Source organism: Sphingopyxis bauzanensis, assembly GCF_002205675.1.
Taxonomy (GTDB): domain Bacteria; phylum Pseudomonadota; class Alphaproteobacteria; order Sphingomonadales; family Sphingomonadaceae; genus Sphingopyxis; species Sphingopyxis bauzanensis.
This window is the reverse complement of the sequence record NZ_NISK01000003.1, coordinates 381,752-390,402: the sequence shown is the minus strand read 5'-3', so window position 1 is coordinate 390,402 and position 8,651 is coordinate 381,752. Positions and strand designations below refer to the sequence as shown.

Below are 8,651 nucleotides of genomic sequence, written 5' to 3'. Positions count from 1 at the left end.
GCTAGGCGCCTTTTCGCCTCTGCGCGATTTCCTGTCTGTAGGGATTTTCGTTGGTCGCGACCTGCCACTTGAATCCGCGCATACCATATGCCGCCGCGTTGGTAGAGGTTATCTGACACTCTCGTTCCTTATTCCTGATCCATCGTGCCAGCTTAATGCGGTCGAACGTCCACGTCGAACCCAGCTTTGCCGCGCCCGGTATCTCGCCGCGCTGCGCCATCTTCTGGATCGTGCGCTTGGCAAGACCCGTCTTATGCACAACGGCGTTAACCTGGACGCGCTCGCTCATCGTCCCAACGCCCTATGCCACCAACTACGATGGGGTGGGGGTGCCTCGGAACGACGGACTGTGCGGACGTGCCTGCCGTCGATCACATAACCCGTGCTTGTCAGCTTAACGACGCCGGGGGCTTCTGGTAGCCGCTCTATTGGGGGCCAGTCGCGGGGCTTTATCATGCCGCGTCCTCCGCCAAGAACACGATCCCACGGCAATAGGTGTCGCCGTCCTCCATGATGACGAAGGTTTCGTGCGGGATTTCGGTGACGTAGAGCCACGAAAAGCCGCCCTCATCCCAATTTGCGTAGATGGTCCGAGCATTCGCCCTGACAGCCTTGAAATAGGGGCAATAGTCGTCATCGCAGTCATTGATGAGCGGTCCACTCTCGTTGACGTACAAGGTGGCGCTTCCGTAGCAGCTAGCTTCCTCCCGCCATGCACCGCGAAATTCAGCAAGGTCATCGCTGGCACCGAACAGTGCTACCAGACCGGCAGCTTTGAAAGCCGCCTCCTCGTCGCGGGTGATCTCTTTGGTATATTCGCGCCCGTTCAACAGGGCGGCGGCTTCCGTGGGGGTCATGGTTCTAATCCCTCCCCGCGAGCATCCTAGGTCCGTGCGTCTGCTCGCGGGCGTTTTGTGCCAGCACGTTGGCGGTTGATGTTAGGCGGCCAGAGATTGAGGCTCTGACCAGCGGACGCCATGTTGAGCGCCGGTTGCGTAAATCAGTTCAATAAGGTCAGCGAATTGCCTGACAGACAGGGCCGATGACTTGTGGCCGACCGGGAAAAATCCCGTCCCGTCTAGCTTCGGCAAATATCGCATCTCGGTGCCGAGCGCGTCCATGAAGCGGAGTTTGATGCTCTCGCCGTCCATCTCGCGCATGTCAGGAATCTGCTCCTGGCAGTCGGCTATCATGGCCCACATCTTTGCGTTCTGGTCGAGGTTGCGGGTAGGCTCACTGACCACGACAACATGCCCATCTGGCGCGCGGTCGATAAGCTTGTGGGCAAGATCGCGCGCCATTTGGTCGAGCAGCTTGACGGTTTTCTTTTCAGCCATTGCGGGCCTCCCATGCGCCGCGCCCCGGCCATTTCGACCAGTATTGACTGGCAGCCCAAAGCGCGTCGAACTTGTATTTCTTCTGGAACGTCTGCCAGCCGGTGTTGTGCTGCTCGCGATGATGGCCAGAGCAACCGGGGATGGCGAAGCGGTCACTGACCTTCGTCCCCATCCCCTTGTCGCCGCCGTGATCGACGTGCATTGCCTCCATCTGCCCCTCGCAAGCGCCAGTGTGGGCGAGGATGCACGGGCGACCGCGCAGCCATTGCAGGAACCCCGGCGCCGACTTACTGGCAGGCCGACCGGCGTTCTTCTTGCGAGGGGCGAATGACAGACGCATCAAAATGGCACGTCATCGTCAAGGTCATCGTCCGCGAACGGGCGGGGACCGGCGCCTTCATCCTCGACTTTGCCGGGGTCGATCTGCGCGGTGATCTTCTCGCGCAGCCACTTGGGCAGGTTCTCGAATGTCCCGGCGTTATCGTTGTCATAGAGCGTCACGCCATTCTCGGCGCTCGGCTTGTCCATGCCCTTGGGGATGCCGCCAAGGCTGGCAACATTGGTATAGGTGCGACCGTTCTTTTCGGTGTGCGTTACAGTCAGGGTCGCCGGGACGCCAAGCAGCTTGGCAACGTCGAACCCGCGCAATTCTTCCTCGGTGAACGACTTGCCGCGCCATGCCTGCAAATCCTTGCGCAGATTGGCCTTCTCACCCAGCGAAAGGGTGTAGGTCTTGCCGATGACGGCGGGGCCTTCCTTCTGGTTGCCGTCACCGTCTTTCCATTCGACGCGCTCGGCGGGGATCTGCCAGCGCAGATAGATCTGGTGCTTGACGCTTTCCTCGCCCTGATAGGACGTGCGCTGCTTTCCAAGGTCCACAACCATATCGCAGACCGCGAAATGAGTGCCCATGGGGACGGGGGTAAAGTCGCCACCCCCTCCGGTGTCAGTTGCTACAATCGCCATTCTTTTCGTCCTTTCTCTATGCTACTTTTCGCTCTTGGTTGATTGTGAAGCCGGGTATTTCCCGCGCACCGGCGTTCACGGCCTTTCCGGCCAATTCGCGCAGAAACTCTCGCAATTCTTCGGGGTGACGCGCCTTCGCCCATTTCAGGGCTTCCCCGCTGTCTGTCAGGGATGCTTCCCAATAGGTCCGCAGCCCGAAAGCCCGACCGCCGCCGTGAACATGGCTCTTGGCCTTGCCAGCGCGTTTGGCGACCTTGGCAGCGTCAAAGGCGGCGTCCTGCAATTCGCGGGTCGCGGTGAGGCTTTCCAGACTGCCCGACGTGCGCGCGGCTGCGATTGCCTGTTCTGCCAGCCTGTCAGCTTCTGCCTGCGTCTCCTGGGCTATCCGCTGGCGTTCTTCCTCTTGTGCCAGTAGCCACGCTGTGAGGGGCTTCTGGACGGCTGTAATCACGTCATCGACCTTGGTCAGCACCGGCGCCCATTTGGCTTGCACGGCCTTGGCAGCGTCGTCATGGGGCTGCTTTTCGGTCTTGCGGGCAGCATCGGCATCCTTGCGGATTTGCTTCGCCCCGGTGATGATCGCAGCCAGCGCGTCGGCCTCGCCTTGTGTTTTGACGGGTTCGCCATCAACAAAGTTCGCTGCCTCGCTATAGAGGTCGTCAACCGCCATGCTGTAGGCGATGTCGGGGGTGGAGTTGGGGATGCTCATGCGGCAAGCCTTTGAATGTCGCACTGGTCGATGCGGGCGCGGACAAGGTGGATCGCTTTCGTGAGACCGGCGCGATAGGACCACGGCCACAGCAGCGGCTTGGTGCGGCGCCCCATGCGGTCCTCCCATGAGCGTTCCATGAGCAGCAGGTATTTGCGGACAAGGCGGTCGCGCTCGTTCACAATTCTTCTCCTGCGATATGGTCGTCAATCTCGACCAGCAATTCTTTGTAAGTGGCGGCATGGACCTGAGCGCCGCCGCAGCGAAAGAACCCGTCCTGATCGCAATCAACGTCATAGTCGGGCGAGGTCGCGCACCAGTCGAAGCTGCGGATCGGGATCGGCGGGCAGTCGGCGCTGATCGCCCAGCCCTTGTAGGTGGCGTTCACTGGTTTTCTCCTTTGGCTTTGAGCGCGGCGGCGCATAGGGCCAGCGCTGGAGTGGCGGCATTCGATATCGACCGGTATTCAAGCGGATCGGCAGGGCCGGACCATGCCCACGCGGTTCCAGTTGCGTCTTTCGAACCGCAGCCGAAAATATGCCCCGGCGGAACCAACGTCATGGCGGCGTCTATGCTGGTCGAATATGGGCGAGGCTCGCGCCAGATGTCGGTGCCGTGAAGGCTGTCGAGCTTCGGCGTTCGCCGCCCGTCCCCCCTGACATATTCGCCAATAAAATCCTCTGGCGCGATCCAGCCGGGGTTCTTGCGGCCAATCTCGCTAGGTGAATAGCGGTGCCAGCCAACAGCAAGCGCGATTTCCCGGTCTAGGGCCGCGCTTGGCTTGGCGCCGCGCTCGACCAGCTCGACCAGCCCCGCGTTAGGGATGCTGCTCTGCTGAGACGGCGAAGCTGGCTCAGGCCGTAGGCCAGCAGCCCGGGCCGCTTGCGGCAACGCCCCCTTCACTTGAGCATCCCCGCAAGAATAAACCCCAGCACCAACCCCATAACAGGCAGGTATCTATCACCGGGTGAGTGGATAGAGGGCCGGAGCATGCGGAAGTGTCTGGTGAAGACGCGGATCATGCTGCGAGCCTTTCGGTCTTGAGGATGTAATCACCCCACTGGCCAGCCATTGCGTCGGCTATCCCCTGATAGGTGCGGCTGCGCTCTTTCCAGCGGTTAGGTCCTGGCGGCATCTTGTGGATGCGATCAGAGCGGCCTTCGACAACGTCGGTCGGGACCATCTTCGGCAGGTTTTTGAGCCACAGGCAGGTGGATTTCGTCTCGCCATGCCCAAACTGCCACGGCTGGATAATCTGGTCAGGCTTGCGTATCTTGCTCGATATGACGCTGATCGGGTTTTCCAGCGCGATATGCGGGACCGGGGCGTCAAGCAGCCGCTGCACGAACTCAAGCGCGCGTTGCTGGCGACCGTCTGCGATCTTCGCCGGGAAGTGCCTGGCGCCGCTTACAGCAAGGTCAGTGCAGGGCGGGTGAGCGATCAGCAAATCCCAAGGCCGCGCCATGCCGGTCAGGAACGAAAGAACATCGCCGTGGATATGCCAACGCGGGTCGCCTTCGGTCGGCAACAGGTCGCAGGACCAAGCATCGAACCCGCGAGCGCGAAAGGCGTCACGAACGGTCGCTGAATATTCGCAAGCGATGAGGACGCGTTTCATCATTCACCCCCTTCAAAATCACGCCCATACCGAGCGCGACAATCAGCACGGTGGGCTTCCAAAACGTCGGTCATGCGCTGTTCAAGAGCCTCGCTTTGTGCTGTCAGCTCGTTCCAGCGATCTATGGGAGGAACGGCGTCGAGGGAGGCATAAACTCGCGCGAGTTGGGCGGTTCGGCTGCTCATGCGAGCCTCCAGCAGCGGACGACGCCATCTGCGCGGTCAATCCGCGTCGTGAATTTCGCCTTGGTGTCGTTGCGACGTTTCCAATTGGCGGCGGCAGACATGACCCGCTGCAGAGCTTTTTCGTTGCCGGTCCCGTATCGCTCGCCAGAAATCGGTACAGAGAAGCTTTCTCCGACTTTAAGGTTGGCGAACGGATAGTTCGGCTTCATGCCTCGGCTGCGCGGCTCAGGGATCGGCAGCCCTGTTTCGATTTTGACGTCGATCATGACGGGTCTCCAATCTCATTAGGGGTGCGACCAAGGGCTGCGCGGGCGGCACGGCGGCGAAGGTCTGCGATGTGGAGCATTGCCCAATCGCGTTCCGTGCCGGGGTGGCTTGCGGGCTGGTCTCCAAGGTAGCTTGTTGCTATGTCTTCCAAGGCGGCGGTCAGTTCGTCGCAGCGCTGGCGGGCAGTTGACGCCTCGCGTTCGGCGCAGTCGATGCGGCTCGCGATGTTGAACGCCAGATTGTCCTTGAGATAATCCTGCGTTGCGTCGAGTAATCCGCTATAGATGTCGTCAACGGCCTTCTTGAGCAGCGGCTGCACCGCCTTCTCAATCGCGCCCGTCACGTCGTCTGCAACGTCTTCCCACGGCTGGTTGAGGATCGCGCTCACAGCGATGCCTTCCATGCGATCCGGCGGGCTTCACATCCCCCGCAGTCGTCAAAATTCGCGCAGTCAGGAGACTTCTCGCACCAGCCTTCGCAAAGCTGGTCGGCATACTTTTCGAGGGTCGCGAGCATATCCGGCGCGGCGTCCGCCAGTGCGACCTTGCTGTTGAAGTCGGCCAAGTCTTTGCTGTCGATCCCGTTGGGGTGGCGCTTCCAAAGAAGCTCCATCCCGCGATCATCTGGCACCGCGAACGGCTTGGCGTCATTGCGAGCCAAGGCTTCGGCGTAGCAGTCGAAGAAACCATGCTCGAAAAAGAACTGCGCTAGGGTGCGGTTGTCGGCCATCAGACCAGCCCCCCGAGCACGTCCACAGCCTCATTCCGAGCGTCGTCATCAACGCCTGTGAGATTGTCGATCAGGTGAATTGCCAGCGCGAGCCGATCCTCTGACGGCAGCGATGCAGCCGACATGCGCGCTCTATCGTAAGCGAGACTGCGGCTGACAGCGTGGACGTGTGCCGTGTGGGCAGCGCGGAGGGTGGGGGTGATGTTGAGAGCGGGGCGGTTCACTTGACCTGCTCCCGCGCGGCTAGCATTTCGTCTGCGACGACATAGGCTCCGTAAGCGAGTGTGGACTCGTTTGAGCCATCGAGCATGCGACCAATCGAAGCTGCGCAAATTCCGGCGATCGCTTGACCGGCGAACCAGTCGCGCAGGGACATGCCCATCGTGCCGTTGACGTTCGCCTCATTGCAGGCCGGAAAAGCGGGGGTGTCGTTATTCATGCTGCACCGCCAGTCGATTTGGCGATGGCGTCATCCATGCGGCGCTTGACCTCGACCCGATAATCAACGTGATTTATGTTGATGTTCTCGTAGTTGTCGGCTGCCCAAATCGCGGCTTCCAGCAGCGGGTTGCTCGTCGCTTCGGCACAGGCCACGCATTGAAAGATGTCGCCCGGTTCGCACCGGCACTTTGCGGCGCTCACGCTGCACCGCCATTGGCGAACGATGCGTCGATTAACCGGCGAACAGCAACGCGAGTGTTTCCGCTGCCAATTTCGAAGCGTCCGCGAAATCCGCGATACGAGCCTTGGAAAAGGGCGATCACAAAGCCGCGATATTCTTCGCAGGTCGTATAATGGTTCGGGATGTAGGTCTCGGTCTGCATATCTACTCCATTCCGGCTGTCCGGGGTGTGACCCGGTTGCTTCGTTGATGGAGGGATAATGGGACAGGTTGTCCCGCCTGTCAAGGACAATCTGTCCCTTTAATGCGCGCGCGAAAAAGCCCGCAAAAGCAGGCTAATGTGTTGTCATCGCTATTAGAATTATCCGTCTGTGCCGGTGGCGCGGATTAGGTTGCGAGGTTTTCTCACAAAATTATCGTCTTTCCCGGTCACGAGATACGTCACCGATCGATCCACCATCTGCGCAAACCGGGGCAGAAGGTAAGCGGGCATGGGTGAACGCGTTTCATACTTCTTATAGCGTTCGTGCGGCAGGCCAATCGCCGCCGCCATTTGCTGCTGGGTCCACTCGCGCTCAATGCGGAGCCTTTGCACACGGGCGCATAGTTCATCGTTGAACTGCGCTTCATCCAACCAGGTCGACATGCTCCTATTATGCCAGCGGGGAGAAAATGAATCCCGCGACACGTTGTCCTTGACTAAGGGGACAATCTGTCCCATCATCCCCGAATGGACAGCAAACATCTTACGTGGCTCGTTGTTGACAGCGAAGCCGAGGCCCTCGGAGCGGAGGCGGAAGCCCGCCGCAAATGGCGGCAACCGAACCGCAAGGTTCCTTTCGAGTGGCAGCTCCGCATAATCGAGAGTCTCGCCAGCAAGGGCCAGCGCATCACGGCAGCGGATTTTGACGCCCTACCGGTCAACCCCGGTCGGATCGCAGCCTGACAATGAAACAGGGGGGCGAACAACACACCATCAATGAAGGAGATTATCCCATGCATACGCCTGAGGAGCGCGACCTCGCGCTTGCCTGTCTGAACCTCGCCAACACGATCAATGCGGACACTTCGTCCATTGTCGAGCGCGCCGAGGCGTTCTTTGCCTTCGTGACGGGCCAGACGCCGCGCGATCAGATCAACGCGGCGCTGGACCGGGCTGGCGTCAAGTAAATTGGCTGGCGTCAATCTTCCTGCTCTTGGTGGCGTTGAGGCATTGGGCATAAAGCTCAAGCTCGCCTTGGACGTTCCCCGGTTGCTTGTGGACGTAGCGAATTTGCTGCCACAGTCGGAACGCGACATCTTCCGCGCTTCCGGCAGTTGGAAGGTCGGTAATCCTGACGCTCTGGTCGGCCATAAGAAATCCTTTCGTGCTGTTTTCGACGACTGCACGATGAACGGAGGGCAGGGGCGCGTCAATGCGTCCCTGCTTACCGCATGACCGCCCGCAACCACATTCCCGTGAACCGGGACGATGCCGAGATCATCCCCCCCGATCTCGGCGTCGAGAGTCGCTCGCTGGGTCGAGCGCCGGGGAGGGCGTCCACTGCTCTCCCCGGTAATCCTGACAAGGCAATCGTGCGTCATCGCCTGATCGTCGCCGAGACCTATCACGAACTCGCGGACGATTTCCCCGATCAACCGGGCCTTATCGCACTCATCGGGATCAACGGGGGTGTCGAACCCTTTCACTTCATCGATTTTCGTCCTTTCCATGCTGGGAGAACTAGCCGTGTCTGTCAAAAATAGGCTGGGCAATTCGCCCCTGCTTACCCAAAGTCTTTTTGAGGATCTCGCGTCGGGCGCGGTGCGTCGGGTCCAATCGTCAACCGGCGCGACCGATCAGGACTTGGCCGATGTCATCGGGTGCAGCTCGGCAACCGTTGGCAATGCGCGCAACCGCAACGGCAAGCTGTCGGCACATACGCTGTTCAACCTGCTCGCCGTCGATCCGCTGGCGCTGGAAAGCCTGCTTGGTCACTTCGACCGCCGCAGCGTCCCCATCGTAGCCAAGTGCGACACCGACGCCCTGCCTAGCACGGCTGGTGCTGTTCACAAGCTGGCTGTCGTGACCGCCGACGCATCACCGGGCGGCAAGTTCATCACCGATTGCGAGGCTCTCCAGTGCGAGCCTGAGATTGATGCAGCGATGGAAGCACTGGCGAGCCTCAAGGCCCGTTGCATCGCCATTCGTAAGGATCGCGCAGCATGAGAACTTTGA

General features: G+C 60.4%; 23 protein-coding genes. 4 read left to right on the top strand and 19 right to left on the bottom strand.

Annotated features, from left to right (window positions below; genetic code table 11):
- Position 1 precedes the first annotated feature (1 nt).
- From CDQ92_RS13375 to CDQ92_RS13290, 18 genes are all read right to left on the bottom strand, one after another.
- Positions 2-289, bottom strand: a complete 288-nt coding sequence (locus CDQ92_RS13375) for a helix-turn-helix domain-containing protein (RefSeq protein WP_088442244.1) — start codon at positions 287-289, stop codon at positions 2-4.
- Between the two features lie 163 nt (positions 290-452).
- Positions 453-857, bottom strand: coding sequence for a hypothetical protein (locus tag CDQ92_RS13370; protein ID WP_088441869.1), 405 nt, complete (start codon positions 855-857; stop codon positions 453-455).
- Positions 858-938: 81 nt separating this feature from the next.
- A complete protein-coding gene (locus CDQ92_RS13365) occupies positions 939-1,337 on the bottom strand; it encodes a recombination protein NinB (protein ID WP_088441868.1) in 399 nt (132 codons plus the stop codon).
- A complete protein-coding gene (locus tag CDQ92_RS13360; protein WP_088441867.1) occupies positions 1,330-1,677 on the bottom strand; it encodes a DUF968 domain-containing protein in 348 nt (115 codons plus the stop codon). The genes CDQ92_RS13365 and CDQ92_RS13360 overlap by 8 nt, the downstream gene beginning before the upstream one ends.
- Complete coding sequence (locus CDQ92_RS13355) at positions 1,677-2,303, bottom strand: phage replication initiation protein, NGO0469 family (RefSeq protein WP_144035782.1); 627 nt, start codon at positions 2,301-2,303, stop codon at positions 1,677-1,679. The genes CDQ92_RS13360 and CDQ92_RS13355 overlap by 1 nt, the downstream gene beginning before the upstream one ends.
- Positions 2,304-2,319: 16 nt before the next feature.
- Positions 2,320-3,012, bottom strand: coding sequence for a hypothetical protein (locus CDQ92_RS13350; RefSeq protein WP_088441865.1), 693 nt, complete (start codon positions 3,010-3,012; stop codon positions 2,320-2,322).
- Entirely contained in the window at positions 3,009-3,194 is a 186-nt protein-coding gene (locus tag CDQ92_RS13345) for a hypothetical protein (protein ID WP_088441864.1), read from the bottom strand. Before CDQ92_RS13345 ends, CDQ92_RS13350 begins: the two co-directional genes overlap by 4 nt.
- Positions 3,191-3,400 carry a hypothetical protein gene (locus CDQ92_RS13340; protein ID WP_088441863.1) on the bottom strand — a complete coding sequence of 70 codons (210 nt, stop codon included), beginning with the start codon at positions 3,398-3,400 and terminating at the stop codon, positions 3,191-3,193. Before CDQ92_RS13340 ends, CDQ92_RS13345 begins: the two co-directional genes overlap by 4 nt.
- The gene (locus CDQ92_RS13335) at positions 3,397-3,903 is read right to left on the bottom strand and encodes a hypothetical protein (RefSeq protein WP_144035781.1); all 507 of its coding nucleotides are present in this window, start codon (positions 3,901-3,903) and stop codon (positions 3,397-3,399) included. The genes CDQ92_RS13340 and CDQ92_RS13335 overlap by 4 nt, the downstream gene beginning before the upstream one ends.
- A gap of 127 nt (positions 3,904-4,030) precedes the next feature.
- Positions 4,031-4,633 (bottom strand): hypothetical protein, encoded by a 603-nt coding sequence (locus CDQ92_RS13330; protein WP_229667105.1) that lies wholly within the window; start codon positions 4,631-4,633, stop codon positions 4,031-4,033.
- A gap of 178 nt (positions 4,634-4,811) precedes the next feature.
- Complete coding sequence (locus CDQ92_RS13325) at positions 4,812-5,081, bottom strand: DUF7303 family protein (RefSeq protein ID WP_088441861.1); 270 nt, start codon at positions 5,079-5,081, stop codon at positions 4,812-4,814.
- Entirely contained in the window at positions 5,078-5,485 is a 408-nt protein-coding gene (locus CDQ92_RS13320; RefSeq protein ID WP_088441860.1) for a hypothetical protein, read from the bottom strand. Before CDQ92_RS13320 ends, CDQ92_RS13325 begins: the two co-directional genes overlap by 4 nt.
- On the bottom strand, positions 5,467-5,811 hold the full coding sequence (locus tag CDQ92_RS13315; RefSeq protein WP_088441859.1) for a hypothetical protein: 345 nt from the start codon (positions 5,809-5,811) through the stop codon (positions 5,467-5,469). The genes CDQ92_RS13320 and CDQ92_RS13315 overlap by 19 nt, the downstream gene beginning before the upstream one ends.
- Positions 5,811-6,035, bottom strand: a complete 225-nt coding sequence (locus CDQ92_RS13310) for a hypothetical protein (protein WP_088441858.1) — start codon at positions 6,033-6,035, stop codon at positions 5,811-5,813. The genes CDQ92_RS13315 and CDQ92_RS13310 overlap by 1 nt, the downstream gene beginning before the upstream one ends.
- Positions 6,032-6,250 (bottom strand): hypothetical protein, encoded by a 219-nt coding sequence (locus CDQ92_RS13305; protein ID WP_088441857.1) that lies wholly within the window; start codon positions 6,248-6,250, stop codon positions 6,032-6,034. The genes CDQ92_RS13310 and CDQ92_RS13305 overlap by 4 nt, the downstream gene beginning before the upstream one ends.
- Positions 6,247-6,453 carry a hypothetical protein gene (locus tag CDQ92_RS13300; protein ID WP_088441856.1) on the bottom strand — a complete coding sequence of 69 codons (207 nt, stop codon included), beginning with the start codon at positions 6,451-6,453 and terminating at the stop codon, positions 6,247-6,249. The genes CDQ92_RS13305 and CDQ92_RS13300 overlap by 4 nt, the downstream gene beginning before the upstream one ends.
- Positions 6,450-6,635 carry a hypothetical protein gene (locus CDQ92_RS13295; RefSeq protein ID WP_088441855.1) on the bottom strand — a complete coding sequence of 62 codons (186 nt, stop codon included), beginning with the start codon at positions 6,633-6,635 and terminating at the stop codon, positions 6,450-6,452. The genes CDQ92_RS13300 and CDQ92_RS13295 overlap by 4 nt, the downstream gene beginning before the upstream one ends.
- Before the next feature lie 159 nt (positions 6,636-6,794).
- Positions 6,795-7,079 (bottom strand): helix-turn-helix domain-containing protein, encoded by a 285-nt coding sequence (locus CDQ92_RS13290; protein ID WP_088441854.1) that lies wholly within the window; start codon positions 7,077-7,079, stop codon positions 6,795-6,797.
- An 84-nt stretch (positions 7,080-7,163) separates the two neighbouring features.
- On the opposite strand from CDQ92_RS13290, the gene CDQ92_RS13285 reads away from it, so the two are divergent.
- Together CDQ92_RS13285 and CDQ92_RS13280 are read left to right on the top strand one after the other, a co-directional pair.
- Positions 7,164-7,379, top strand: coding sequence for a hypothetical protein (locus CDQ92_RS13285; RefSeq protein WP_088441853.1), 216 nt, complete (start codon positions 7,164-7,166; stop codon positions 7,377-7,379).
- Between the two features lie 2 nt (positions 7,380-7,381).
- Complete coding sequence (locus CDQ92_RS13280) at positions 7,382-7,603, top strand: hypothetical protein (protein WP_088441852.1); 222 nt, start codon at positions 7,382-7,384, stop codon at positions 7,601-7,603.
- Here CDQ92_RS13280 and CDQ92_RS13275 read toward each other — a convergent pair.
- Complete coding sequence (locus CDQ92_RS13275) at positions 7,596-7,787, bottom strand: hypothetical protein (RefSeq protein ID WP_088441851.1); 192 nt, start codon at positions 7,785-7,787, stop codon at positions 7,596-7,598. The two genes, CDQ92_RS13280 and CDQ92_RS13275, sit on opposite strands and share 8 nt — an antisense overlap.
- An 80-nt stretch (positions 7,788-7,867) precedes the next feature.
- Here CDQ92_RS13275 and CDQ92_RS13270 point away from each other — a divergent pair, with 80 nt between their 5' ends.
- Positions 7,868-8,179: a hypothetical protein gene (locus CDQ92_RS13270; protein WP_088441850.1), complete on the top strand. Its 312-nt coding sequence runs from the start codon at positions 7,868-7,870 to the stop codon at positions 8,177-8,179.
- Positions 8,180-8,279: 100 nt separating this feature from the next.
- Positions 8,280-8,642 (top strand): hypothetical protein, encoded by a 363-nt coding sequence (locus CDQ92_RS13265; RefSeq protein WP_144035780.1) that lies wholly within the window; start codon positions 8,280-8,282, stop codon positions 8,640-8,642.
- Positions 8,643-8,651: the final 9 nt, after the last annotated feature.

Coding starts and splice junctions, on each gene's coding strand:
- CDQ92_RS13375 (WP_088442244.1), bottom strand. CDS start 289: ATGAGCGAGCGCGTCCAGGTTAACGCCGTTGTGCATAAGACGGGTCTT.
- CDQ92_RS13370 (WP_088441869.1), bottom strand. CDS start 857: ATGACCCCCACGGAAGCCGCCGCCCTGTTGAACGGGCGCGAATATACC.
- CDQ92_RS13365 (WP_088441868.1), bottom strand. CDS start 1,337: ATGGCTGAAAAGAAAACCGTCAAGCTGCTCGACCAAATGGCGCGCGAT.
- CDQ92_RS13360 (WP_088441867.1), bottom strand. CDS start 1,677: ATGCGTCTGTCATTCGCCCCTCGCAAGAAGAACGCCGGTCGGCCTGCC.
- CDQ92_RS13355 (WP_144035782.1), bottom strand. CDS start 2,303: ATGGCGATTGTAGCAACTGACACCGGAGGGGGTGGCGACTTTACCCCC.
- CDQ92_RS13350 (WP_088441865.1), bottom strand. CDS start 3,012: ATGAGCATCCCCAACTCCACCCCCGACATCGCCTACAGCATGGCGGTT.
- CDQ92_RS13330 (WP_229667105.1), bottom strand. CDS start 4,633: ATGATGAAACGCGTCCTCATCGCTTGCGAATATTCAGCGACCGTTCGT.
- CDQ92_RS13325 (WP_088441861.1), bottom strand. CDS start 5,081: ATGATCGACGTCAAAATCGAAACAGGGCTGCCGATCCCTGAGCCGCGC.
- CDQ92_RS13320 (WP_088441860.1), bottom strand. CDS start 5,485: ATGGAAGGCATCGCTGTGAGCGCGATCCTCAACCAGCCGTGGGAAGAC.
- CDQ92_RS13315 (WP_088441859.1), bottom strand. CDS start 5,811: ATGGCCGACAACCGCACCCTAGCGCAGTTCTTTTTCGAGCATGGTTTC.
- CDQ92_RS13305 (WP_088441857.1), bottom strand. CDS start 6,250: ATGAATAACGACACCCCCGCTTTTCCGGCCTGCAATGAGGCGAACGTC.
- CDQ92_RS13295 (WP_088441855.1), bottom strand. CDS start 6,635: ATGCAGACCGAGACCTACATCCCGAACCATTATACGACCTGCGAAGAA.
- CDQ92_RS13290 (WP_088441854.1), bottom strand. CDS start 7,079: ATGTCGACCTGGTTGGATGAAGCGCAGTTCAACGATGAACTATGCGCC.
- CDQ92_RS13285 (WP_088441853.1), top strand. CDS start 7,164: ATGGACAGCAAACATCTTACGTGGCTCGTTGTTGACAGCGAAGCCGAG.
- CDQ92_RS13280 (WP_088441852.1), top strand. CDS start 7,382: ATGAAACAGGGGGGCGAACAACACACCATCAATGAAGGAGATTATCCC.
- CDQ92_RS13275 (WP_088441851.1), bottom strand. CDS start 7,787: ATGGCCGACCAGAGCGTCAGGATTACCGACCTTCCAACTGCCGGAAGC.
- CDQ92_RS13270 (WP_088441850.1), top strand. CDS start 7,868: ATGACCGCCCGCAACCACATTCCCGTGAACCGGGACGATGCCGAGATC.